Here is a 25,335-nt window from a genome sequence, read left to right as displayed (position 1 = left end):
TTTGCACCATTTACTCGTGAATTTCCGCTGTTTACTCGTGAATTCACCCCGTTTACTCGTGAGTTTGCGCCATTTACTCGTAAGTTAACTATTTTAATGCACAAAAAAACCCATGTTATTTAACATGAGTTGCTTTGTAAGGTGTAAGAGTCCCAATTGTGCCGTTTACGCCTTTGTTTTGAACCCGCTCTCCGCAGGTGGGTGCTCGGTTCCTCGCGTTTGTAAGTCCTCTTCGAGGGAGGCTTTTACGCGGCCAGGAAACTAGTGCTCCCGGTAACTATAAGTGTTCGGTCAAAACTTATAGGTTAAAGAACGAACACATCAGGACTCTTACTTATTGAAAACATCATAGCATACTGCTTAACTCTGTTTCAAGGAAAAACACCTAGGTATTTTTTCACATTTTTTACCAAATGAATTATTTTTTAAGTGCAGCAAGTCTTAGGTTAAGTTCGGCCAATTGCTTGTCACTTACGGTACTCGGTGCGTCAACGAGCAGGTCGCTTGCGCTTGCTGTTTTCGGGAACGCGATGGTGTCGCGAAGGTTCGTGCGGCCTGCGAGCAGCATGACCATGCGGTCCAGTCCAAGGGCGATTCCGCCGTGTGGCGGTGTTCCGTATTCGAATGCATCCATTAGGAAGCCGAATTGTGCGTTTGCTTCTTCTTCGGAGAATCCAAGAACTTTGAACATTTTTTCCTGAACGTCGCGTTCGAATATCCGCAGTGATCCACCGCCAAGTTCGTAGCCGTTCAAGACAAGGTCGTATGCTTGTGCACGGACGCTTGCTGGGTCTGATTCCAGTTTGTCCATGTCTTCACGGAATGGCATTGTGAATGGATGGTGTGCTGCATAGTAGCGTCCTTCTTCTTCGTCATATTCAAGTAATGGCCAGTCCGTCACCCATAGGAAGTTGAATTTGCTTTGATCGATCAAGCCTCTTTCTTTACCAAGCTTGATGCGAAGTGCTCCAAGTGCATCTGCGACTATGCCTTTCTTATCCGCCACGAATAGGATTAAATCGCCCACTTCAGCTTCCAATTCAGATACTAATTGCTCTTGATCTTCTGCGAAGAATTTGGCGATTGGCCCTTTTACACCGTCTTCTTCAACTTTTAGCCATGCAAGGCCTTTAGCGCCGTAAATCGCTGCAAATTCAGCCAAGCCATCAATGTCTTTACGGGAATAATCCGCATTTCCGTCCTTAACGACGATTGCCTTAACTTGACCGCCGCTTGCAACAGCGCCGGTGAACACTTTGAAATCACTGTCTTTGACGATTTCGGAAACATCTTTAAGTTCCATTCCGAAGCGTGTATCCGGTTTGTCGGAACCGTAACGGCTCATCGCTTCATTGTAAGTCATTCGAGGGAATGGCAGTGTTACGTCCAATCCTTTTACGTCTTTCATCACTTTAGCCATCATGTTTTCTGCCGTGTTAATGATATCTTCTTGGCTCATGAAGCTTGTTTCAATATCGATTTGCGTGAATTCGGGCTGTCTGTCAGCACGTAAGTCTTCATCACGGAAACAGCGGGCAATTTGATAATAACGTTCGAAACCGGATACCATCAATAGCTGCTTGAAGATTTGCGGTGATTGCGGAAGTGCATAGAACTCCCCTTCGTGTACGCGGCTAGGCACTAAATAATCACGTGCTCCTTCAGGTGTACTTTTTGTTAAAATAGGTGTTTCGATATCAAGGAAGCCTTCACCGTCCAAGTAATCACGGATCGCTTTTGTTGTTTTGTTACGCATTTTCAATGTTTCGAACATCGCCGGACGACGCAGGTCCAGATAACGATATTTCAAGCGGATGTCTTCTGATACATCCGTTCTTTCATCAATGATGAATGGAGGGGTCTTTGCTTCGTTTAAAATTGTAACGTTTTCGGCTTGAACTTCGACGGTCCCTGTTGTTACGTTCGGATTGAAGTTGGCTTCGTCACGTTTGATGACGGTCCCTTGGATATCAAGGACGTATTCATTACGGATTTTTTCGGCTGTGGCCAGCGCGTCTGCCGAAATGTCCGGATTGAAAACGACTTGGACGACTCCGCTTCTGTCACGCAGGTCGATAAAGATGACCCCGCCCAAATCCCGGCGTTTTTGTACCCATCCTTTTAATGTTACTTTTTCACCAATAGCTGCTTCTGTCACTTCACCATTGAAGTATGTTCTGCCAAACATGGTATTTCCCCCTTAAGCCTGTAGCTTTTTGAATTGTTCAACGAATGTTGCAAGATCCATTTGGACTTGTTCACCGGTTTCCATGAACTTTACATTGATTTTATTATTTGCCAATTCATCATCCCCAAGTGTTGCCACATATCTTGCTTCGAGGCGATCGGCTGATTTGAATTGTGCTTTCACTTTACGGTCTTGATAGTCTTTTTCGACGGTAAAACCGGCATTCCGCAATTGATGGGCAAGTTTGACGGTATAATCCTTGGCTGTTTCACCTAGTGAGACAAGATAGCAGTCAATTCCCTTTTTGATCGGAAGCTCGATGTTTTCTGCTTGGAGGGCAGCAATCAGCCGTTCAATGCTAAGTGCAAAGCCGATTCCTGGTGTTTCCGGTCCGCCAAGTTCTTCAGCCAGCCCGTTATAACGGCCGCCGCCGCAAAGTGTTGTGATGGCGCCAAAGCCTTCTGCATCACTCATGATTTCAAATGCGGTATGATTATAGTAATCCAAGCCCCTCACTAGAGTCGGATCTTCGACGAAATCGATTTCCAAATCGGTTAAGTGCTGTTTCACCTTTTCGAAATAAGTACGGGATTCATCATTTAAATATTCAATGATGGAAGGAGCCGTGTTCATCAATTCGTGATCGTGATCCTTTTTGCAATCCAGGATACGCAAAGGATTTTTTTCGAGGCGGTTTTGACAATCGCCGCAAAACTCGCCGATGCGGGGTTCGAAATGTTTGATTAACGCATTGCGATGCGCTGTCCGGCTTTCCTTATCACCAAGGCTGTTGATGACTAGCTTCAGCTTTTTTAAACCAAGTTCCTTGTACAGGTTCATCGCAAGTGACAGAACCTCTGCATCGATTCCGGGATCCTTACTTCCTAAAGCTTCGATGCCGAATTGAACGAACTGGCGGAATCGGCCTGCTTGCGGACGTTCGTAACGGAACATCGGCCCGATATAATAAAGCTTGACCGGTTGATTGGCCCACCCGAACATCTTGTTCTCGATATATGACCGTACAACCGATGCAGTGCCTTCCGGACGAAGGGTTAAGTTCCTTTCACCGCGATCTTGAAATGAATACATCTCTTTTTGAACGATATCGGTTGTATCCCCAACACCGCGTAAAAATAATTCCGTGTGCTCAAAAATCGGTGTGCGGATTTCTTTATATTGGTAACGGTGACAAATATCACGCGCTGTGTTCTCGATATACTGCCAAATTTCCGTTTGGCCAGGCAATAAATCCTGGGTACCTCTAGGAATCTGAATAGACATATGTGTTTCCTCCTTTAAAGCAAAGCGCCCTTTCCTATAGGCACGCAATACTGATTTTTTCCAAACAAAAAACTCCCGCCCCTTGTAACGTATATGTTACAAGGGACGAGAGTTTGGATATCCCGTGGTGCCACCCTAGTTGAAGCACAAAAAAAGTGCCCCCGCTCAAAAACAGTTAACGCCTGTTTTACGTCCATCTCCTATTAAGTAAATCCGTTCGGAGTGAAGCCTACGGAGGGTTCTTTCATTAAGTCATCATGTGGAATGCTTTCAGCCTCGGCATTTCCTCTCTTTTCATGTGTTTCTTAATTACTCTTCTCCATCATTGGTTATTGCAGTAATAAGTCTGATATTTTATAATCATACGGACGTTAACATCAAATGTCAAGGCAGACTGAGGATTTTTGTTGCAGTTTACTGGTTCATACGTTTTTTCAAATTTTTGATCGTCCGGACATTGACCCCGAATTCGGATGCCAATTCAACAAGATTTGCGCTTTGTTCCTTTTGGATGAAATCGTGAAAATCGACACCCAGTACTTGATTGCCTCCGCTTAAGCTCGTTTGATCTTTTTCGCTGAATTTCATGTGGTTTCCCTCCTAGAGTTATATAAGCTCTATTCTTTCCTAAAAAAGATGTTTTTTGCACAGGGAAAGAGGGAAATTTTCATTGAACGAGAATACATACATATAGACATTAAAAGGGAGAGACAACTTATGAAGAAGAAATCGGGTTTATTCGGCCTGACACTTTTGCTGATATTCTCAGCGATTTTCCCCGTCCATCACGCTTTTGGAAAAGATGATGGGGAAAATATCGTGACGACCCAAGTGGTCAATGTCCGTGAAGGTGCAGGTCTCAGTTTCCCTATCGTAAAAAAACTGTCAAAAGGGGAATCGTATCCCATTCTGAATGAAGATGGCGACTGGATTGAAATCCGGATTGGCACCGGTAAAACGGGCTGGGTTGCCAATTGGTTAGTGGAGAGACAAACTGGGTCTGATACCACTCAGGTCAAAAAGAAATCCGGACAAGGGATGATATCAGGCAGCTCCGTCCGTGTCCGAACAGGTCCCGGCACGACATTTCAAACGGTTGGGTCCTTGAGTAAAGGAACTTTTGTTGACATCATTGAAAAGAATGAGAATTGGATAAAGGTCAAAACGGCGGATATCGAGGGCTGGGTCTCTTCTGACTACATTACGCTTCCCTCCGCATCAGAAAAAGCACCGAAGAAAGATTCAACTAAGGAAAAAGGAACGAATCAATCCGTAAAAAACGGAGTAACTTTGGTGGACCGGCTCAATGTCCGTTCGGAACCGTCTACAAGCAGTACCGCTCTCGGAAAGCTGAATAAAAATACGTCAGTGACCGTCTACAGGGTTGAAAATGAATGGGCTGAAATTGATTTCCAAGGAACCCGCGGTTGGGTAGCTGAACCTTACATACAAGTAAGCGAAGATCATGTTGATATGAAAAAGGAAACGGCAGGCGCTACTGCAAGGGTGACCGCCACGGGTTTAACTGTCAGGAATGAAGCCTCGCTCTCAAGCAAGGTAATCGGTTCGGTGAACAAGGATGAGACTTACGCCGTGCTCCAAACAAAGGGAAATATGACACAGATCCAGCTCTCTCGTTCAAAAAAGGGCTGGGTAGTGAGTTGGTACCTGGAAAAAGAGAGTGTTGAGCAAACGGCGAAGGAAAAAAAGGTTGATGTAAAAGGAAACAAGATTACCATCATTCATGATGGTACGATCCTTAGAAATGAGCCGGATGGCGACTCGGGGATTGTAGAGCAGGCCAATGCAGGTGAAACGTTCACGGCATCAGGTATGGAAGGCGACTGGTATTCCATTAAACTAAAGGGCGGAAAAACAGCTTATGTGGCCGGATGGATCGTGACGATCGAAGGGAATGCCGAGCAGATCCAACGACCTGGCGTTGAGAAATACCTAAAGGATAAAACGATTGTGATCGATCCCGGACATGGCGGCAGGGATAGCGGTACAATCGGGGTCGGTGGAACACTTGAGAAAAACCTGACGATTCGAACGGCAGAATTGCTGCGGGACAAACTTCAGGCGGCAGGAGCTAAAGTGATCCTGACCAGGAGCGGAAATACTTATGTTCCACTCCCTTCCAGGGTCAGCACTTCTCATATACATAATGCGGATGCTTTCATCAGCCTCCATTATGATAGCACCAAGGACCAGATCACCAGCGGGATAACCACATACTACTATCATGACTACCAGCGTGCGTTGGCGGCTACACTGGCCAATTCACTCGGTTCCACCATGCAGGTGCCCAATCGCGGATCTCGATACGGGAATTATCATGTTACCCGTGAAAATAAACGGGTAGCTACACTCATTGAACTAGGTTATTTAAGTAATCCAGTGGAAGAGTTGACATTAACGTCGAATGAGTATCAAGAAAAAATCACATCGGCCATCTATAATGGCCTGGCACGGTATTTTAAATAAGGACTAGAAAAGCCAGCTTCGCATCGAAGCTGGCTTTTCTACAAAAAAAACCTGCCGCAGCAGGTCATTTTTTGCTTTCAAGTATTAATGTTACGGGACCGTCATTAGTAAGCTGAACATCCATCATGGCACCAAATTGACCTGTTTCCGTATGGACGCCTCTTTTGCGGAGTTCTTCGTTAAATGCTTCATATAATTCATTCGCCTCTTCAGGACGGGCGGCGTCCATGAAGTTCGGTCGACGGCCTTTACGGCAATCGCCGTATAAGGTGAATTGTGAAACGGATAAAATCGAACCTCCCACATCCAATAGTGAGTGGTTCATCTTTTCATTTTCATCTTCAAATATTCTAAGATTGACAATCTTTTCGGCCAAATAGGCGACGTCATCGATCGTATCTCCATGGGTGACACCAACCAACAGGACGAGACCGCTGTCGATTTGTCCGATTATTTGGTCTGCGACAACTACTTTTGCCGCTTTGGAACGTTGTAAAACAACACGCATGGCAATAAAAACTCCTTAGTTCATGATCCTTCTAACGGAATAAACATCTGAAATTTGTTTAATACGGTCGACAACCTTTTGCAAATGGGCAATGTTATGAATATAAATCGACATGTGAATGGTCGCCACCTTATTCCTGTCGGATTTACCCGAGACCGCAGAAATGTTGGTCTTGGTTTCATTGACGGCCTGAAGGACTTCATTCAATAAGCCGCGACGGTCATAGCCGCTGATTTCAATTTCCACGATGTATTCCTTGCGTTCGTTAATCGTACTTTCCCATTCAACCGGTACAAGGCGATGATCGGCATCCCCGCTATCCAGGTTCGGGCAATCTTGCCTATGAACTGAAACTCCACGGCCTTTGGTTATATAACCAACGATTTCATCCCCTGGTACTGGGTTGCAACAGCGTGATAAGCGGATAAGCAGGTTATCAATCCCTGGTACCTGTACGCCCGAGTCACGTTTTTTAGATGTATTGGAGAAGGTTTTCAGATCGGCTACCGCTTCAGAAATATCCGCTTCCTGCTCGACCATTTTCTGCTTACGCCATTTTTCGGTAAGGCGGTTAGCTACCTGAAGGGCTGTTATTCCGTTATATCCGACTGCTGCATACATATCCTCTTCATTCAGGAAGTTGAATTTATCCGCAACACGCCTGATATTCTCGGCAGCAAGGATTTCCTTCAGGTCAAACTCCATATCCTTGATTTCCTTTTCAACAAGCTCTTTGCCTTTTTCGATATTTTCTTCCCGGCGCTGCTTCTTGAAAAATTGGCGGATCTTATTTTTCGCTTGAGATGTTTGCGTTAGTTTAAGCCAATCCTGACTTGGACCATATGAATGCTTCGATGTTAAGATTTCTATGATATCGCCAGTTTTCAGTTTATAATCCAGCGGTACCATTTTCCCGTTCACTTTGGCACCAATCGTTTTGTTTCCGATTTCCGAATGAATCCGGTAAGCGAAATCAATCGGGTTGGATCCTGATGGCAGTTCGATGACATCGCCTTTTGGAGTGAAAATGAATACCATATCAGAAAAAAGATCTATTTTAAGGGATTCCATGAATTCCTCGGCATTAGTCGCATCATCCTGGAATTCAAGAATTTCCCGGAACCATGTCAATTTTTCTTCCAGTGAAGGCTGTTCACCGACATCTTTTCCCTCTTTATAAGCCCAGTGCGCAGCAACCCCGAACTCGGCAATGCGATGCATATCAGAAGTACGGATCTGCACTTCCAGCGGATCGCCTTTCGGTCCGATCACCGTCGTATGGAGCGATTGATACATATTCGGCTTCGGCATCGCGATATAGTCTTTAAATCGGCCAGGCATCGGCTTCCAGCATGTATGGATGATCCCTAAAACGGCATAGCAATCTTTTATGCTATTGACGACGATCCGAACGGCAAGCAAATCATAAATTTCGCTGAACTGTTTATTCTGTAAAGCCATTTTGCGATAAATGCTGTATATATGTTTCGGCCTTCCGGATAGGTCAGCCTTAATGTTGACTTCCTCAACGTTTTTACGCACTTCATCTATGACTTCTTCCAGATAGTTTTCACGTTCTGCACGCTTTTTCTTCATCAGGTTGACGATTCGGTAATACTGCTGAGGATTCAAATACCTTAGTGCAGTATCTTCCAGTTCCCATTTAATCGTGCTGATACCAAGACGATGGGCAAGCGGTGCGAAGATTTCCAACGTCTCATTCGATATCCTTCTCTGCTTTTCCTGCGGCAGATGCTTCAATGTCCGCATATTATGCAGTCTGTCCGCAAGCTTGATCAAGATGACCCGTATATCCTGGGCCATCGCCACGAACATTTTCCGATGGTTTTCCGCCTGTTGCTCCTGCTGTGATTTGTATTTGATTTTCCCTAACTTGGTCACGCCATCCACAAGCATGGCGACTTCAGGACTGAAATTTTCTTCAATATCCTTCAAAGTGATCTCCGTGTCTTCAACAACATCATGTAAAAAACCTGCCGCAATGGTTGCAGGGTCCATTTCAAGATCAGCCAGAATGCCCGCCACTTGAATCGGATGAATAATATACGGCTCTCCCGATTTACGGAATTGTTCTCGGTGAGCATACTCTGCATACTTAAACGCTCTATGAATAAATTCAGCTTCTTCCGGCTGAAGATATAAGCTGGCCCGTTCTACAACCTGCTCGGCAGTCAATATTTGATCATTAGCCATTTAATCACCTTAACCCCACTTTAACTGCCACCGGATATGATCCGGATTGAGTATGATTGGTAGCACTCCCTTTATTCTGCAAAACGTGACAATTTTCGCGAAAAAAAATAAATCCGCTTAAACGGATAAAAGTGCAAATAAACTTATTAGCAGAAAAACTCTTTATTATTACTATTATCGAAAAAAAAGGCAAGGATGTAAAGAGTTAAACGTGTATTTTATTAAGAATCGTGCATTTTTTCACTGGAAATTCGACAAAATCCAGCTAAAATGGGGAAAACAGAAAGAGAGCACCCTGGTCAGAGTGCTCTCCTTTATTAAAAGCTCATTAATGTCAAGACATCATAGCCGTCTAATTTATCTTTTCCATCCAAGTCAGTCAATTCAATAAGGAAGGCAATCCCGGCTACAATTCCGCCAAGCTGTTCAACCAATTTGATCGTCGCTTCGATTGTTCCCCCGGTAGCAAGCAAGTCGTCCGTAATCAGGACACGCTGTCCAGGTTTAATGGCATCTTTATGGATTGTCAATACATCCTTGCCGTATTCTAAACCATATTCGACTTTTATCGTTTCACGTGGAAGTTTTCCTTCTTTTCTCACTGGTGCAAAGCCCACTTCCAATGAGTATGCGACTGGACATCCGATAATGAATCCGCGTGCTTCCGGCCCGACCACCAAGTCGATATTTTTATCGCGAGCATACTCGACGATTTGGTCTGTTGCGTATTTATAAGCTGCGCCGTTATCCATTAATGTTGTAATATCTTTGAAGACGATACCCGGTTTTGGCCAGTCTTGCACAATTGTTACATATTGCTTTAAATCCATTGCTTTATTTCCTCCTCAAGGTCTGTTGCCTCATGAACTAAATAATGATTGAACCAATCGAATAATTGCTGATAGGAAGAATAAACAAGCTCTTGTTCAAGCTCAAATTGCTCTTTCTTTCTTGTATACGATTCAGATTCACTGAGATCGCGTTTTTTCGCATTGGTTGTGAGCATAATTAACCCATTTTCTATTGTAACAAAATCAAGCTCAAAAAACACCTTAGAAATGAAATCCACTGTATCTCTTGACCAGCCGCGATATTTGGCCAGGTCATCACCATATCTTTTCACATCAAGCGGACCCTTCTTGGCAAGGAAGGCATAAAACCATTTAAAATGATCCCTTGTCGGCATCGTACTTAAGAAATGGTCCTGTTCATGGGAAAGGTGAGCGTAGATACGGGAAGGGTTCTTTTTGGCAATCACCCGTTTCAAATATTCCCTGGACGGCGGCATGTCCATGAGTACCAAATGCCCTTCGAAGCAGTCGAGCTGCTCAGCATCCAGTTCATTCTCGATATGAACGAGATCTGGATGGTTTTGCAAAAATGGATATCTGCTATAAATATCTTCCGAGAAAATGACGATTTTCCGGTTTTGTGCAGGAATGTCGGCAAGCCACTTCTCTGCCTGTCCCTTGCCGCGGTAATCGAATAACTGCCAATGGTCCACCGAGACATCCTGGACAAAGATCTGGGGCTTTTTCATATTATTCCACTCATTGATGGAGAGCTCTCCAATCACCGAAACTTCAGCATGCGGAGCTATTTCATCGACAAAATGACCGAGACCGAAGCCCACACCGTCAAGTTTGTGTTTTTCACCATCTTCCAGCTGAACCTTCAAGTGATTTTGGTTGGCACCAATTTTGCGGACACTTGAAAGTTGTACGGAATCTATCAAAATCTTCGGCTTGGGATTCGTAACACCAAATGGTGCAAGCAAGCTCATTTCCTGAATCGTTTGAACGGAAACTTCAGCTAAAGTCGTAGCACCGTCCAAGTTTGTAATCGGTGTGAAGTCCTCTTCGTTCAGTTCTTCCTTAGCAATCAAGTTCATGCGGTCCCTAAGCTCCTGAACATCTTCTATTTTCAACGTCATTCCAGCTGCCATGGGATGTCCACCGAAATGAGGCAGCATTTCACGACATTGGGAAAGACTTTGAAAAAGATCGAAACCAACGATGCTCCGAGCAGAACCTTTAGCTAATCCCTTATCCCGATCATAGCTCAATACAATCGTCGGCCGGTAAAAGCGTTCAACAAGTTTAGAGGCCACAATCCCCACAACTCCGGCATTCCAGCCTTCCCTGCCGATGATGAGCACGCCATTGGACTCCGGCGGGAAGTTTTCCTCGACTTCAGCAATCGCTTCCTCAGCCATTGCTGCAACCATTTCCTGCCGCTCTTTATTGATATCGTTGATTTCATTAGCAAGTTCCATTGCTTCTTCCAGACTTGCGGACATCAATAAATCAACAGCGGGATCGGCATCTCCAAGGCGCCCTACAGCATTGATCCTCGGTGCCATTGCAAATCCGATCGATTCTTCATTCAATGCTTCCTGCTGAACATTCGCCACTTTCATTAACGCAACAAGTCCCGGGCGGCGAGTCAATCGTAACTGCTCGATGCCTTTCGCAGCAATGACGCGGTTTTCCCCTTGTAAAGGCACTAAATCCGCTATCGTCCCGATTGCCGCTATTTCTAGCAAATCCTCAGGCAATTCCCCAAGCAAGGCGTGTGCAAGCTTAAATGCGACTCCTACTCCGGCAAGTTCTTTAAATGGATAGGAACTGTCCTCCAGTTTAGGATGGATGATCGCCAATGCCTCAGGCAATTGCGGTCCCGGTTCATGGTGGTCAGTCAAAATATAATCCATGCCTAGCTCGGCGGCAAGTTTCGCTTCAGCGACTGCGGAGATTCCGGTATCGACGGTTATTAATACCTTCACACCTTGCTCGGCTGCAAGGCGGAATGCCATCGGATTCGGACCATATCCTTCTGTAAACCGATTAGGGATATAAAAATCAACATCGGCCCCCAATCTTGTCAGCGCCGTCATCATCACTGTGGTCGATGTCACGCCATCCGCATCATAATCACCGAATATACGTATTTTTTCTCCATTTTGAATGGCTTCCTTTATTCTATATACTGCTTTATCCATATCCTTCAATAAAAATGGGTCATGAAAAGTTTGATTTTTTACAAATAAAAACGATCGGGCACTTTCAATCGTATCCAGGCCTCGATTCACAAGCAGGGCTGCAACCAAAGGTGTGATATGAAGCTCTTCAGCTAGTACAGCAACTTTGTTTTCATCGGCAGTTCGCAAGTTCCACCGGGTTTTTGGTTTTAACATTTATTCACCCCTCAACCTACTCATTATACAAAACGAATATACCAGTTTCAATTTTATTTTAAACTCATAATTGGCTGTAATTCCCTATTCAATAAGCTAGTTCAACAAAAAGAAGGCTGGCAACACGCCAGCCCCCTTTCACCTATTAAACTTGTCCTTCAAGACTTTGTTTCTTTTCTTTAGCGGTATTCAGCGGACCTTTCTTCTTCAATTCCCTGATTTTCAAATCAAGCCAGAATTGGGAAGCGATCAATAGCGATGAATACACGCCGCATATTAAACCGATAAACAGGGCAATGGAGAAGTTACGAATAGCTTCACTGCCGAAGATCATCAACGCGATGACCGTAATGAGAACGGTCAGAACCGTGTTAATGGATCTAGTCAGCGTTTGCCTGATACTGATGTTCACAATGTTCTCAAGTTCTTCGACGGTTTTGATTTTACGGCTGAAGCGCAGGTTTTCACGAATGCGGTCAAAGGTTACGATCGTATCATTGATCGAATAACCGACGATCGTCAGAACCGCAGCAATGAAGGTGATATCCACTTCGAGCCGGAGCAAGCTGAAAATCGTGATGATGAAGAATGCATCATGTACAAGCGCAACCACGGCAGGTACAGCCATTCGCCATTCAAATCGTATCGATACATACAATATGATTCCGATTGAGGCAATCGCTAACGCAAACATGGCATTTTTCGCAAGCTCTTTTCCTACTGTCGGTGATACGGTGCTGACATTCGGTTCTGCTCCGTAATCCTTCTTGAAATGGTCCTTCAATTCAGCAATCTCTTGCTTATCAAGGACACCGACTGTCCGAACGACAGCATTTTTATTGTCTTGTCCAGCGAGCCTGACATCCTTGATATCATCTTCGTCGATACCGACCTTTTCCATTTCGGTTTTGACTTGCTGAGTCGTCAAGACGTCTTTGGATGCAATCTCGATTCGGGTGCCGCTCGTGAAATCAATCCCAAGATTCAATCTGAAGACGAGCAGGAAGATGATTCCGATAATGGTGACACCGATTGAAATGCCGTAAAAAACTTTCCGATGTTTCACGAAATCAATTTTATCAAAGCGGGTTGGCAATGACATTAAATCCATTTTCTCGGATAAATCGTGAATATTTTTCTTCTTCACGCCAAACCATCCTGTACGTTTGTCCAGGAACCCGCTATTCACCCACAGGCTCATGAAGAGGCGTGTACCATAAACGGCTGTGATGAAGCTCATTAGGATCGAAATGATCAAAGTGGTGGCAAACCCTTTAACCGAGCTAGTTCCATAATAGAACAGGACGGCCGCAGCCAGCAGGGTCGTTAAGTTGGCATCCGTGATTGTAGCAAGTGAATTCTTGGTACCTTCTTTATATGCTGCCTTGACCGATCTGCCTAGTTTCAATTCATCCCTGATTCGCTCATAAGTAATGATATTGGCATCGACAGCCATCCCGACCCCGAGAACCAATGCCGCAATACCTGGCAGCGTGAGCACCGCATTCATCCAATCAAACACTAATAGCGTCAAGAAAATGTAGATGCTTAAAGTGACGACTGCAATGAATCCCGGGAAGCGGTAATACACAAGCATGAAGATGAAAACAAGTGCAATTCCGATGATTCCCGCAAAAATGGTATCATTCAGTGCACCTGCACCGAATTGGGCACCTACTGAAGTGGAGTATTTTTCTTTCAAATCAACAGGCAGGGCACCTGCATTCAGAAGGGCTGCAAGCTCTTTCGCTTCTTCTAACGTAAATTGACCGGTGATATACACCTTCTTCGTATTGAAAACTTCACTGACTGCTGGAGCTGAAATCATATTGTCTTGTGAAGCTGTATCCTTAATGGAATCTTTTCCTTCCTCGAAATCCAGCCAGATTGCAAGTACATTGGTCGGACTTTCCATCGAAGATATTTTTTGAGTGATGTCCTTAAATTTATCCACATCTTTCAATGTGACTTCGACAACCGGTTTATTATCTTGGAACGTTTGTTTCGCGCCGCCTTCTTTCAGGTCGGCACCGGTCATCATTTCCTTATCGTTGTAATCACGGAAGGATAATTTAGCTTGTGTGGAAAGGATTTCACGAGCGTTGTTTTGGTCTTTGACCCCAGCCAATTGAACGCGGATCCGGTCTTTCCCCTCTATTTGTATGTTAGGCTCGCTAACCCCCAACACATTGACACGCCGTTCAAGTGAGCTTACTGTAGCCCGTAAAACTTCCGGGGTGATCTTTTCCCCTGACAGCGGTTTTACTTCATATAACACTTCAAACCCGCCTTGAAGATCAAGACCCAGCTTGATATCCTTTAGGATTCCTTTTGAAGTCGTACCCATCGCTGCGAAAATCAAAAGTGCGATTAGAAAAAACGCAACGATCCTGCTTCTTTTTACCATTATGTAGTAGGCCCCTTTCTATAATACGCCTGTTCCTGAAGTTAATAAAACCGTCATTTTTTGTTTATATGATCACTGCATACCCTTTGCTTTTTGAGAAAAAAGACACAGCTTTCCATGCTTTTTCCAAAAAAAGCATAACCATATCTATTATGAGTCATATACAAACAGCTGTCAATTTAAGTATATCTTTGCGTTATTCTTTCAAAAGCTCCTTCAGTTCCTCTTCAGAAAGCGGCTCGAATAGGTTCGGTGATTTATAAGCTTCGACCATTTGGAAGGTCATGAACTGGTTGCTCGAAAATGTCACGATATCTGCGACAAGTTCATGAAGGTGAATGTTTTCCTGCGGGCGCTTCCATTTATTTTTGGTTAAGGTTCCCCATATGTCTTCCTCTGTTACGGCATTCAATCCGACCATTTGGAATTCCTCACGCTTACTCTTCAAAAATGGACGCACCTTTAGATAATACCTTTGATAGGGATGATTCTTTTTTGCCATCATTTTGCCTCCAGTAAAATGATTCTCAAATGAATGCGCATTTTCTTAGAAGGGTTTCTTATCATTTGTTAGAACGCAAACAAACACTTTTGTCATGCTTTGTCCAAGTACAAGCATATAGATAATTGTATAGCATAACCGCTTTTTTGAGAAGGCAGGGAGGGAGTTCAATGTCCAAATTTTTAAAAGGGACGCTGATTTTATTAATCGCAAGCCTGATTACAAGAGTTCTTGGTTTCATTAACCGTATTGTCATCGCCCGCTTCATCGGCGAAGAAGGCGTTGGTTTATATATGATGGCTTTACCGACACTCTTTCTCGTCGTGAACATAACCCAGTTAGGCCTGCCTATCGCCATTTCTAAGTACGTGGCTGAGGCCAATGCCAGAGGTGATGAACGGAAAATCAAGAAAATCCTTGTCGTCTCTTTGGCCTGCACCTTTACTCTATCGATGATTTTCACTCCTGCGATGCTGCTTTTCGCGCCGGTTCTATCAGAATACCTATTCACGGACGAACGGACGTTATGGCCGCTCATGGCTATTGCCCCAATCGTACCGATCATCGCCATTTCATCCGTACTGCGCGGTTATTTCCAAGGCAAGCAAAATATGAAGCCCTTCGCTTTCTCACAAGTTATCGAACAGGTGGCCCGAATCACTTTCATTGCCGTCCTGACCAAGGCCTTTTTGCCATATGGAATCGAATATGCGGCAGCCGGGGCAATGCTTGCATCGATTATCGGTGAGCTCGTCTCTCTCATTTACTTATTGACCAGCTTTAAAATAAAGAAACATTTTAAGTTCAGGAAGGGTTTCTTCAAGAATGTCAAATCCGGAAAAGGAACGTTCACCGAATTGATGGGGATCGCCCTTCCTACCACCGGAAGCAGGATGATTGGATCGATATCGTGGTTTTTCGAACCGATAGTGGTCGCCCAGAGTTTGGCACTTGCCGGGGTCACCGCGGCCGCAGCCACCAGTCAATACGGGGAGTTGACTGGATACGCTCTGCCTTTACTCATGCTTCCTTCCTTCGTTACATCATCATTGGCGACGGCACTTGTCCCGGCAGTGAGCGAAGCCCGTACGACCGGAAACTTTTTACTCGTTGAACACAGGCTTCAACAAGCCCTGAAAATCACCTTTATCACAGGCTGTTTAGCTATCGTCATTCTGTTCATCTTTGCCGAACCGATCTTACAAGTCATGTATGGATCTTCGCATGCTGCTGTTTTCATTAAATTCCTGGCACCTTTTTTCATCCTTTATTATTTTCAATATCCGCTGCAATCCATGCTGCAAGCACTGGACCTTGCAAAGGCCGCAATGTTCAACAGCCTGGCTGGGAACATTCTTAAAATCGGTGTGATCTGGCTGCTGGCTTCAAAGGAAAGTTTCGGGATCATGGGAGCCGCAATCGGGATAGCTGTCGGTACGATGCTCGTTACTTTCCTGCATTTTTCAACCGTGCTGAAGGTCGTCCCTTTCACGCTTCATTTCCGAAGCTATATGTCAGCTCTGGTCCTTGCTTTAATTTCAGGATGGGGCGGTTATTATCTTTATCAATTCCCGCTCTCCTCACAGCCTATCGGCATACGGCTTTTGCTTTCCGTAACCGTCGTTATCCTGCTGTTCACATTTTTCCTGCTCATGACCGGCAGCATAAAAAAGGCCGATCTGATCAGGATTCCTGTAGTGGGCGGCTTCTTGTCAAAATTAGCTTGGAAATAAAATGAACCGAAGCACTCAAAGGCTTCGGTTCATTTCTTCGTTTCATTTTTATCGATGTAAATCTGGCCATCTATGTACCCGCAAATCGAAATCTCTTTAACCTTCGTTTCTCCATGTTCTTTTAACTGATCCAGAAGCCAAAAATGGTTTTTCCCAATTTTATCAAGATTTTTTTCCTGTATCTCCCCATCGACAATCAGCGGGAATGGTACCTGACTTTCCGACCCTTCTTTGTCGCTTTTTTTAATCACCGAGAGCTTTCCTGAAGTTTCAAGGATGGCAAATTGCACTTCGTTTATATCAATAATTCCTTGTTCACGAAGTTGCGTCAATAAGTCATCAAAATTATATCGTTGTTTGCGCATCGCTTTTTCATCTATTTTCCCCTGATTAATGATGATCTGTGGCTTACCGTCCATGAAATTGCGTAATTTGACACTTTTCAATGAGGCAAATGCCAATGTGATTTGGAGGAACGCGAGAACAAACATCGGGATAGTCTGTCGGATAAACGGTTTTTCCAAATCTTCAAAGGATAGCACAGCAATGTCCCCTATCATGATGGATACCACTAAATCGAGAACGCTCAGTTCCCCAACTTCCCGCTTACCCATCATTCGAAAAAGGAACCAGATAACCAGATAGATTACCGTCGTTCGAAAAATAATCCCTAGATAGATATCCAATTCAACAACACTTCCTTCATCCATAGCATGGCTTGGGAAATGAAAAATTACTCCATAAATCTTTTCTAATTTTACGTGAAGCTTCTTAAACCTGGTCTAAAGGTTCGATATCGGGAATATGCTTGTACAAACACATAAACAGGCTATACGTATCAGCCTTTTAAAAAGGAGGAATACCCATCGAAACTAAAAAAATGAGTGTCGCCGTAATTTATGGCGTAGGCTCCATCTTTGCCATAGCGATGATTGCTAGTTTAATCGTTTCCATCCTTCTTCGCTTTACTTCATTGACGGAATCATCCCTGACATACGTGGTCATGATCGTGTCCTTTTTATCGCTGTTCATTGGTGGATTCATATCAGGAGGCAAAGGGAAAAAGCAAGGACTATTCCTGGGCGGAAGCACTGGGCTGCTTTATCTGTTGGTCGTGTTCCTTTTTCAATATTTAGGTCACGATGCCCTTTTCACCATCAAGCAATGGATATACTATGGCTGTTTCGTGATTACGGCCATGATGGGTGGCGTTCTTGGGGTCAACATGAGTTCCGACTCACGCTCCGATTAAAAAAAGACAGCAAAAAACCGGGCACACGGCCCGGTTTTCGTTTGTTTTATAGGGATGTTTCTTTATTCGGTGCGCTTTCCGTAATTTCACGGATTGCTGCACGGTCAAAAGTCAGTTTTGTACCGTCTGGTGATTTAATGACGATTTGCAGTTCATCGATTGCATCGATTGTTCCGTGCATGCCGCCGATAGTAGCAACTTTATCACCTTTTTTCAAACTGCTTTGCATGTTTTGCGTAGCCTTTTGGCGTTTTTGCTGCGGACGGATCAATAAGAAATAGAACAATACGAACATTAAAATCAACGGAAGTATTTGTGTTAAAGAACCCATTTAAGTATATTCACTCCTTTCGTTCATTAAAATATTTATGGAATTAGAAGTTTCTCGCATTTGGTTCATTGAAACCATACTGCTCAAAAAACTCTTCCCTAAAGTCTCCAAGACGATCTTCTCGAATAGCTTGTCTGACCTGTTCCATCAAGTTTAACAGAAAATGAAGATTATGGTAAGTCGTTAGGCGAATTCCAAAGGTTTCTTCACATTTAATCAAGTGGCGGATATATGCCCGGCTATAATTCTTGCAAACATGGCAATCGCAATTTTCATCGATTGGACCGAAATCGCGTGCATACTTCGCATTTTTCACAACCAGCCGCCCATTGCTCGTCATGAGTGTACCATTACGTGCGATTCGCGTCGGCAGTACACAGTCAAACATATCAACACCGCGGAGTGCACCATCGATCAATGAGTCCGGTGAACCGACCCCCATAAGATAGCGCGGTTTGTCAGATGGCAGCAGCGGAGTAGTAAACTCAAGGACGCGGTTCATGATGTCCTTCGGTTCCCCTACGGATAGTCCTCCAATAGCATAACCCGGGAAGTCAAGGGAGACAAGGTCTTTTGCACTTTGTTTGCGAAGATTTTCAAACTCCCCGCCTTGAACGATTCCGAACAACCCTTGGTCATTTGGACGCTCATGCGCATTCAAGCAGCGTTCCGCCCAGCGCGATGTCCGTTCAACCGACTTCTTCATATACTCTTCAGTCGCCGGAAATGGCGGACATTCATCAAATGCCATCATGATATCGGAGCCAAGCGCGTTTTGTATTTCCATCGCTTTTTCAGGGGATAAAAATAATTTATCGCCATTCAGATGGTTCCTGAAATGCACACCCTCTTCTTCAATTTTGCGGAACTCGCTTAAACTGAAGACTTGAAAGCCGCCTGAGTCGGTCAAAATCGCCCGATCCCAGTTCATGAACTTATGCAATCCGCCAGCTTCCTTGATGATTTCATGCCCCGGACGCAGCCATAGGTGGTACGTATTGCTCAGGATGATGCCAGCCCCCATTTGTTTCAAATCTTCCGGGGACATCGTTTTGACAGTAGCCATCGTTCCAACCGGCATAAATGCCGGCGTTTCAAAAGAACCATGCGGCGTATGGACCCGGCCAAGCCGTGCCCCTGTCTGTTTACATGTTTTGATTAACTCATATCGTATTGCAGTCAACGCAATAACTCCCTTCAAGAGCTTCTCACTCTAATATTACTTAATTAACATTGCATCTCCAAAACTAAAGAACCTGTATTTTTCTTCCACAGCCGTTTCATAGGCATGAAGGACATGCTCCCTGCCTGCAAGTGCAGAAATAAGCATGATTAAAGTCGATTTAGGCAAATGGAAGTTCGTTATCATACCATCGATCCCTTTGAACTCATAACCAGGATAAATGAAGATGCTCGTCCAGCCATTCTCTTCCTTGAAAACCCCGTCATTGCGGGACGCAATCGTTTCCAATGTCCTTGTGGACGTAGTGCCGACCGTAATGATTTTCCCGCCTTTTTCCTTCACGTCATTCAGTAATCTGGCAGTGCCTTCCGTCATTTGATAAAATTCCGAATGCATTTCATGGCTGTCAATATCGTCGACACTTACCGGACGGAATGTACCAAGCCCGACATGCAGCGTGATGAAGGCGATGTGGACGCCCATCCCTTTAAGTTTCTCAAGCAAATCCTCCGTAAAATGCAGGCCAGCGGTAGGTGCCGCTGCAGATCCCCGTTCCCGAGCATAAACGGTTTGATAGCGGTCCTGATCGTCGAGTTGTTCCTTGATGTATGGAGGTAACGGCATTTCGCCCAGCTTCTCCAGTATTTCATAAAATATGCCTTCATATTTAAATTCAAGGATTCGGCCGCCATGCTCGAGTACACCTGTACAGACGGCACTCAGCTTACCATCGCCGAAAACGATCGTCGAGCCTTCCTTAATCCGCTTGGCCGGCTTCACAAGCGTTTCCCAGACATCATCATGCTCTTGCTTAAGCAGCAATACCTCGATTTTTGCACCCGTCCCTTCTTTACTGCCGTATAGTCGGGCCGGAAGCACCTTTGTATCATTCAATACCAGGCAATCTCCCGGTTTGATATATTCCGTGATATGGCTGAATACATCATGCTGGAGCTTACCGGTTTCTTTGTCCAGCACCATCAATCTACTTGCTTCCCTATCCTCCAAAGGAACTTGGGCAATCAGTTCCTCCGGTAAATGAAAATCAAACATATCCAATTTCATCTGTTCCACTTCCTTACATGTCTATCAAGCTGTAATCATTATTTAAAACGGCCGATCAAATAAAAAATCGCGGACAACACAACACTGACGATGATTGATGTAACGATAGGAAAGTAAAAAGTCGTATTCCCCTTTTTCAGAAAAATATCTCCCGGCAGCCTGCCGAGATGAATGTATTTCATCGCAAAACCAATCACGAATATAACCACTCCCAGAATCATGACCATCTTTGGTATATTCATCATTCAGGCATCTCCATTCCGAAATGCTCATAAACAAGCTGTGTTGCCATCCGGCCTCTAGGGGTACGCTGAAGAAAACCGACTTGCAACAGATATGGTTCATACACATCTTCGATCGTATGTGCCTCTTCGCCAATCGTTGCCGCAATCGTTTCCAGGCCCACGGGCCCGCCACGGAATTTTTCAATGATCCCTTTAAGTAATTTATGGTCAATATGATCGAGTCCTAAACGGTCGACCTGCATTAATTCAAGCGCATAATCGGCAAGCTCGGCCGTTATCGTCCCATCACCGCGTACCTGGGCGAAATCCCTGACCCTCCGTAAAAGCCGATTGGCAATTCTCGGGGTGCCCCTTGACCTTCTTGCAAGCTCTGCCGCTGCTTGACCATCCATTTCCGTATCCATAATTCTTGCTGTACGGATGATGATATCAGTCAAATGGTTTTCCGTATAATATTCAAGACGGCTCAAAACACCAAAACGGTCCCTGAGCGGTGCAGACAGTGAGCCTGCCCGTGTCGTGGCCCCTACGAGGGTGAACGGCGGCAAGTCGATCCTGATCGAACGGGCTTCCGGTCCCTTACCGACTACTATATCCAGACAAAAGTCCTCCATAGCCGGATAAAGCACTTCCTCGACGACACGGGGAAGACGGTGAATCTCATCAATGAACAATACATCACCTGGTTCAAGTGCACTCAAAATGGCCGCCAGATCTCCCGGCCGCTCAATGGCGGGACCGGAAGTCGTGCGGATATTTACACCCATTTCATTGGCGATGATGACGGCAAGCGTCGTCTTGCCAAGACCAGGCGGTCCATATAAAAGTACATGATCGAGCGTTTCTTCACGCATCCTTGCCGCCTCGATGTATACACTCAAATTCGCTTTCACTTTATCCTGTCCGATATATTGCTTTAAGTTTTGCGGCCGCAGGCTTTGTTCAAAGGACAGTTCGTTCAAATCGGCTTCCTGATTGAATATTCTCTCCTCCATTGCGCCACTCCTTATCTTAACATCATTTGCAATGCTTTCTTAATATATTGCTCGGTCGTCATATCTTCAGCCTGCAATTTCTTGGCAACCTTTTGAACTTCCTTTTCAGAATAACCAAGAGCCTTCAATGCAAGAATGGCTTCATCCAATTCCTCCGTATAACCATTTGGACTGATCGCAGCCGTGACGCCTTCGTTAAACAAGCTTGGAAACGCATCCGGAATAATGTTCTCCAGTTTCCCTTTTAAGTCGAGAATCATTTGCCGTGCCGTTTTCTTTCCGACTCCCGGGAATTTCACCAAAAATGATTCATCTTCATTTTCGATCGCCTGTACCACCTGGTCAACCTGGCCTGATGCCAATATGGCTAGAGCACCCTTCGGCCCGATTCCGGTTACATTCAATAATTTTGTGAATAACGCCTTTTCTTGACGAGTCTGAAATCCGTATAATGCCGCCAGATCCTCACGAACATAATGATACAAAAAAACTTGGATTTCTTTCTGGTATTGAGCGGAAAAAATAAAAGGATTCGGCGTCATGACTTGATATCCGATCCCCCCATTTTCCACAACTATGTATTCAGGTCCAATATAATCGACCTTGCCTTTTATATAATCATACAAATTAATTCTCTCCCTGATTTTGCTGTACCTCTCATTTTATCATAAAAAGGGGGTGTTGTTCATTAAAAGTTATTTCATAATCGGCAAAGTAATGCTTAAAACAAAGTTGATTGAAACAGTCGTGCAAGACCAGCGTCCAAGGGAGACCAGACAGGCGCTAAAGCACCAAGGGTGGACCGTCCGCGGAAAGCGAGTGCCCGCATTGGAAATCAACGGTAATGGTAAACACCAAAAAAAATGTAGACAACTCCATCATTATCGAGTTAGTCTACAGTCTGAAGGGTGGGACATCATCCCACCCTAGTTTACCGAATATGGCTCATATTCTTTAATGAGCTGTTTATATTGGTCTTTATTCATGATTGGAATTCCTTTTTGCAGTTCCTCCTGCTTGTATGCTTCAAGTTTACCAACGTCTATTTGGTAGAATGTATGAATGATCTTGGCGTGCTCAGGCCTGCCGATAAAAATGGATAATGTACCATCTTCCCTCATCCCAAGGTAACCATTCGCTTTTAACAGCGGAGATATGTCATTCTCAATTTTCTTCATGACAATCTGCTCTTCATTTTGATCGACTACTTGCCATCCTTCATATTTTGCCCAAAAGTCCTCCATCGACCAAATTGTTTCTGTCAATTTCTCTTCACTTAACTCGCCATCCAAATACATACGCTGAAGAATGACCTTCCTTTCAATTGGATCATTTTCCTTTTGAACGGTTTCTTCCGCAAAAACGGTTAAGCAAAATGGCAATATGAAAAGTGCCATGAAAAATTGGATTCTAAGTTGATTAAACAATATACTCACCTCTTAAGGCGTTTACTTTTTATGTAGTTTGACCCAAATAAGGATTATTAACCAGAAAAAAATCAAAAAGAGCTGACTCCAAGTCGGGTCAGCCCACAAACTATTTCAAGTGATTTTCGTGGATGTTAAGGTTATCGAACATGTCATTGGCATCCAAAATGATCATTTCCCTCGTATCGCCATCCCGAAGATTGTTATCAAGTGTCATCGTCCTGAAATAGACACCTTCATCGGTGGTTACATATAGGGTACGGCCATTGGTAAGCGGTCCGATCTCCTTTTTGATTCTTTGTTTGACATCTTTTGCTTGGCTGTAGTCCTCAAGCAGCAAGGCTACCAGCATTTCATCTTGCATGATGATTGTCCTGGCATCGCTAACCTGCTCCACTTTATTGGCGACACCATTTACTCTGTCGGCTAAAGAGCCTTCATAAGAATTATAATAAGATGATTTTGCCTTTAGCGGCTTACTTTCATGTCCATGGTAGTTACGGTCACTCTTACTGTACGCATCATCTTTATTGTATAAACCTTGCACCATATTCTCATAATTGATGTTTCGTACCAATGCATCTTTTTCATGGTACCCTGTATCATTCGTGATATTTTCATTTTCCGCTGTATCATTATTAGCACATCCAACCAAACTGACGGCGGCCAATACCGTACAAAGCGGCTGTGCCCATTTTATTTTCTGCACCAATAACCCTCCCATTGCAATAGAATGAGCTATATTCCGCTCATAATTAGCATGGGTGTCGAAAGGGAAATGTACTCTGTAAGATACGGCCAAAAACCCGTTTTAATTCCTATTAAGGGAAGAAATCCTTTTCGCCAATTTTTCATTCATCTCCATCCGCTCCGAAAAACCTTCCACGGTCATTTTCCAGACCGAATGAAGCTGGGAAGAACTTTTATTAAGACGATTCCATTCACGGAAGATATCGGTAGGGTAAGTTAAAGCATATAAAAAGGCCAGGTCTGACTGATACCTTTGCAATTGCGGCACTTCCCACAGCTCGTTGGCCGCATCTTCCAGATGTTGCGAAATTCGATTTGCATACTGTAAATAATCAATGCACCTTGGGGCATTTGCCATTAAGTCAAAATCGATTAAAGTCAAAGTGCCGTCCGCTCTCCGCAAGAAATTATGGTGGGCGCAATCACCATGAATGATGACTTTCTTTTCCTTATCCCATAAAGACTGATATTTATCAAACCCCTCTAGCGACCATTCCCCCCATCTAATCCATTCCTTGATAATATCTTCGGAAACATATTGGCGAACATAAGAAAAGTTCTTTTTAAATAGTGATAAGCGTTCTTTCCACTTTTTTGATTGATTGAACACAGGCGCGTTAATGGAGAGATTTTCCGACACATCATGGAAGCTTTCCAGTAACTGAATGCCTTCTAAGCGGTCCTTATCATTGGAAAACCTGAATTTTTTCTTGTTCGGCGGAAAATAGTCCATACTGCCATACCATTTCCCTTTAAATTGAAAGGGCATTAAATTCTGATGAATATAATACGTTTGATGAAATCCCTTTTGTTTTAATAAAGAAGTCAGTTCCCTTTGCCGATCCCATTTTTCAAAACTGTCAAATCCTTTAAGGATCATTGAATGACCTTTTTCAAAAGTTATTAAATAGACACTGCTTTGAATATGGTGGACATTCTTTGGCCTACGATTTAAATAAGAGAGGAGACGAGTGTTAAAAACACTGTCTCCTTGATGATTAGTAGTCATCGCTTTCATCTACATATGTCGGTATCCCAAATGTTTCAGGTGCACGAACGCCCCCGAATTGGCCTGGCTGGCCTCCCATTTGTCCAGGTAACATAGCTTCAGGCTGCCCCCCAAGCTGTCCGCGCATCATGTCCGGCTGACCACCAAATTGTCCAGGCATCATTCCTGGTTGACCTCCGTTTTGACCACCCATCATCATGCCGGGCTGGCCTCCGTTTTGACCGCCCATCATCCCAGGTTGGCCTCCGTTTTGGCCGCCCATCATCCACGGCTGGCCTCCGTTTTGACCGCCCATCATCCACGGCTGGCCTCCATTTTGGCCGCCCATCATCCACGGCTGGCCTCCGTTTTGGCCGCCCATCATCCCTGGCTGGCCTCCGTTTTGTCCCCCCATCATCATGCCGGGCTGGCCTCCGTTTTGACCGCCCATCATCTCTGGCTGATCTCCGTTTTGGCCACCCATCATGCCTGGAGGACCTCCTATTTGCATCTCCTTTATGCCGGGCTGGCCTCCGTTTTGGCCGCCCATCATCATGCCTGGTGGCTGACCTCCGTTTTG

General features: G+C 44.5%; 23 protein-coding genes, 1 other RNA gene, 1 pseudogene and 1 other annotated feature. Of the genes and pseudogenes, 4 read left to right on the top strand and 21 right to left on the bottom strand.

What is annotated here, in order from left to right; genetic code table 11:
- Nucleotides 1-145 precede the first annotated feature (145 nt).
- The 4 genes from ssrS to ADA55_RS30025 all read right to left on the bottom strand — a co-directional run bounded on the left by ssrS (nucleotide 146) and on the right by ADA55_RS30025 (nucleotide 4,060).
- A non-coding RNA gene (gene ssrS / locus ADA55_RS27965) (6S RNA) lies at nucleotides 146-331 on the bottom strand.
- 87 nt (nucleotides 332-418) lie between these two features.
- A complete protein-coding gene (gene aspS / locus ADA55_RS11550) occupies nucleotides 419-2,188 on the bottom strand; it encodes an aspartate--tRNA ligase (protein WP_048683760.1) in 1,770 nt (589 codons plus the stop codon).
- A 12-nt stretch (nucleotides 2,189-2,200) separates the two neighbouring features.
- Entirely contained in the window at nucleotides 2,201-3,472 is a 1,272-nt protein-coding gene (gene hisS / locus ADA55_RS11545; RefSeq protein WP_034308774.1) for a histidine--tRNA ligase, read from the bottom strand.
- A 98-nt stretch (nucleotides 3,473-3,570) separates the two neighbouring features.
- Nucleotides 3,571-3,807 (bottom strand) — a binding site (T-box leader).
- Between the two features lie 79 nt (nucleotides 3,808-3,886).
- Nucleotides 3,887-4,060: a hypothetical protein gene (locus tag ADA55_RS30025; protein WP_048683752.1), complete on the bottom strand. Its 174-nt coding sequence runs from the start codon at nucleotides 4,058-4,060 to the stop codon at nucleotides 3,887-3,889.
- 129 nt (nucleotides 4,061-4,189) lie between these two features.
- Here ADA55_RS30025 and ADA55_RS11535 point away from each other — a divergent pair, with 129 nt between their 5' ends.
- Nucleotides 4,190-5,959 carry an SH3 domain-containing protein gene (locus tag ADA55_RS11535; protein ID WP_048683750.1) on the top strand — a complete coding sequence of 590 codons (1,770 nt, stop codon included), beginning with the start codon at nucleotides 4,190-4,192 and terminating at the stop codon, nucleotides 5,957-5,959.
- Nucleotides 5,960-6,023: 64 nt separating this feature from the next.
- Here ADA55_RS11535 and dtd read toward each other — a convergent pair whose 3' ends face one another.
- The 6 genes from dtd to ADA55_RS11505 form a co-directional block, all read right to left on the bottom strand.
- Nucleotides 6,024-6,467 (bottom strand): D-aminoacyl-tRNA deacylase, encoded by a 444-nt coding sequence (gene dtd, locus ADA55_RS11530; protein ID WP_048683742.1) that lies wholly within the window; start codon nucleotides 6,465-6,467, stop codon nucleotides 6,024-6,026.
- A 15-nt stretch (nucleotides 6,468-6,482) separates the two neighbouring features.
- A complete protein-coding gene (locus ADA55_RS11525; RefSeq protein WP_034308787.1) occupies nucleotides 6,483-8,681 on the bottom strand; it encodes a RelA/SpoT family protein in 2,199 nt (732 codons plus the stop codon).
- A gap of 317 nt (nucleotides 8,682-8,998) precedes the next feature.
- Nucleotides 8,999-9,511 carry an adenine phosphoribosyltransferase gene (locus ADA55_RS11520; protein WP_034308789.1) on the bottom strand — a complete coding sequence of 171 codons (513 nt, stop codon included), beginning with the start codon at nucleotides 9,509-9,511 and terminating at the stop codon, nucleotides 8,999-9,001.
- Nucleotides 9,502-11,877 carry a single-stranded-DNA-specific exonuclease RecJ gene (gene recJ / locus ADA55_RS11515; RefSeq protein WP_048683738.1) on the bottom strand — a complete coding sequence of 792 codons (2,376 nt, stop codon included), beginning with the start codon at nucleotides 11,875-11,877 and terminating at the stop codon, nucleotides 9,502-9,504. The genes ADA55_RS11520 and recJ overlap by 10 nt, the downstream gene beginning before the upstream one ends.
- Before the next feature lie 145 nt (nucleotides 11,878-12,022).
- The gene (secDF, locus tag ADA55_RS11510) at nucleotides 12,023-14,284 is read right to left on the bottom strand and encodes a protein translocase subunit SecDF (RefSeq protein WP_048683737.1); all 2,262 of its coding nucleotides are present in this window, start codon (nucleotides 14,282-14,284) and stop codon (nucleotides 12,023-12,025) included.
- 196 nt (nucleotides 14,285-14,480) lie between these two features.
- Entirely contained in the window at nucleotides 14,481-14,786 is a 306-nt protein-coding gene (locus ADA55_RS11505) for a post-transcriptional regulator (protein WP_034308797.1), read from the bottom strand.
- Between the two features lie 170 nt (nucleotides 14,787-14,956).
- On the opposite strand from ADA55_RS11505, the gene spoVB reads away from it, so the two are divergent.
- Nucleotides 14,957-16,519 (top strand): stage V sporulation protein B, encoded by a 1,563-nt coding sequence (gene spoVB, locus ADA55_RS11500; RefSeq protein WP_048683730.1) that lies wholly within the window; start codon nucleotides 14,957-14,959, stop codon nucleotides 16,517-16,519.
- Between the two features lie 29 nt (nucleotides 16,520-16,548).
- On the opposite strand, the gene ADA55_RS11495 is transcribed toward spoVB, so the two are convergent.
- Nucleotides 16,549-17,205 (bottom strand): DUF421 domain-containing protein, encoded by a 657-nt coding sequence (locus ADA55_RS11495; protein ID WP_048683772.1) that lies wholly within the window; start codon nucleotides 17,203-17,205, stop codon nucleotides 16,549-16,551.
- Between the two features lie 194 nt (nucleotides 17,206-17,399).
- Between ADA55_RS11495 and ADA55_RS11490 the strand changes: the two genes are divergently transcribed.
- Complete coding sequence (locus ADA55_RS11490; RefSeq protein WP_096337820.1) at nucleotides 17,400-17,771, top strand: TIGR04086 family membrane protein; 372 nt, start codon at nucleotides 17,400-17,402, stop codon at nucleotides 17,769-17,771.
- A gap of 46 nt (nucleotides 17,772-17,817) precedes the next feature.
- On the opposite strand, the gene yajC is transcribed toward ADA55_RS11490, so the two are convergent.
- The 6 genes from yajC to ruvA are packed head-to-tail and all read right to left on the bottom strand — an operon-like array spanning nucleotide 17,818 to nucleotide 22,216.
- Nucleotides 17,818-18,102 carry a preprotein translocase subunit YajC gene (gene yajC, locus ADA55_RS11485; protein ID WP_048683727.1) on the bottom strand — a complete coding sequence of 95 codons (285 nt, stop codon included), beginning with the start codon at nucleotides 18,100-18,102 and terminating at the stop codon, nucleotides 17,818-17,820.
- A 43-nt stretch (nucleotides 18,103-18,145) separates the two neighbouring features.
- Complete coding sequence (gene tgt, locus ADA55_RS11480) at nucleotides 18,146-19,291, bottom strand: tRNA guanosine(34) transglycosylase Tgt (RefSeq protein ID WP_170946880.1); 1,146 nt, start codon at nucleotides 19,289-19,291, stop codon at nucleotides 18,146-18,148.
- A 30-nt stretch (nucleotides 19,292-19,321) separates the two neighbouring features.
- Entirely contained in the window at nucleotides 19,322-20,350 is a 1,029-nt protein-coding gene (gene queA, locus ADA55_RS11475) for a tRNA preQ1(34) S-adenosylmethionine ribosyltransferase-isomerase QueA (protein WP_048683723.1), read from the bottom strand.
- Between the two features lie 38 nt (nucleotides 20,351-20,388).
- Nucleotides 20,389-20,595: a DUF2905 domain-containing protein gene (locus tag ADA55_RS11470; RefSeq protein WP_048683720.1), complete on the bottom strand. Its 207-nt coding sequence runs from the start codon at nucleotides 20,593-20,595 to the stop codon at nucleotides 20,389-20,391.
- Nucleotides 20,592-21,590 carry a Holliday junction branch migration DNA helicase RuvB gene (gene ruvB, locus ADA55_RS11465; protein ID WP_048683716.1) on the bottom strand — a complete coding sequence of 333 codons (999 nt, stop codon included), beginning with the start codon at nucleotides 21,588-21,590 and terminating at the stop codon, nucleotides 20,592-20,594. The genes ADA55_RS11470 and ruvB overlap by 4 nt, the downstream gene beginning before the upstream one ends.
- A gap of 11 nt (nucleotides 21,591-21,601) precedes the next feature.
- The gene (ruvA, locus tag ADA55_RS11460; RefSeq protein ID WP_048683713.1) at nucleotides 21,602-22,216 is read right to left on the bottom strand and encodes a Holliday junction branch migration protein RuvA; all 615 of its coding nucleotides are present in this window, start codon (nucleotides 22,214-22,216) and stop codon (nucleotides 21,602-21,604) included.
- Nucleotides 22,217-22,271: 55 nt separating this feature from the next.
- Here ruvA and ADA55_RS11455 point away from each other — a divergent pair, with 55 nt between their 5' ends.
- Nucleotides 22,272-22,520: a hypothetical protein gene (locus tag ADA55_RS11455; protein ID WP_048683710.1), complete on the top strand. Its 249-nt coding sequence runs from the start codon at nucleotides 22,272-22,274 to the stop codon at nucleotides 22,518-22,520.
- On the opposite strand, the gene ADA55_RS11450 is transcribed toward ADA55_RS11455, so the two are convergent.
- The 4 genes and pseudogenes from ADA55_RS11450 to ADA55_RS11435 form a co-directional block, all read right to left on the bottom strand.
- On the bottom strand, nucleotides 22,517-23,026 hold the full coding sequence (locus tag ADA55_RS11450) for a BofC C-terminal domain-containing protein (protein WP_373689759.1): 510 nt from the start codon (nucleotides 23,024-23,026) through the stop codon (nucleotides 22,517-22,519). The two genes, ADA55_RS11455 and ADA55_RS11450, sit on opposite strands and share 4 nt — an antisense overlap.
- A gap of 100 nt (nucleotides 23,027-23,126) precedes the next feature.
- On the bottom strand, nucleotides 23,127-23,726 hold the full coding sequence (locus tag ADA55_RS11445) for a YhcN/YlaJ family sporulation lipoprotein (RefSeq protein WP_048683704.1): 600 nt from the start codon (nucleotides 23,724-23,726) through the stop codon (nucleotides 23,127-23,129).
- 102 nt (nucleotides 23,727-23,828) lie between these two features.
- Entirely contained in the window at nucleotides 23,829-24,647 is an 819-nt protein-coding gene (locus ADA55_RS11440) for a phosphotransferase (RefSeq protein ID WP_048683703.1), read from the bottom strand.
- Between the two features lie 118 nt (nucleotides 24,648-24,765).
- Nucleotides 24,766-25,335 (bottom strand): annotated as a pseudogene (locus ADA55_RS11435) (hypothetical protein); the annotation flags it as partial.

This window comes from Bacillus sp. 220_BSPC (assembly GCF_001054655.1).
Lineage (GTDB): Bacteria > Bacillota > Bacilli > Bacillales > DSM-1321 > Peribacillus > Peribacillus frigoritolerans.
This window is presented reverse-complemented; position numbering and strand designations above follow the sequence as displayed.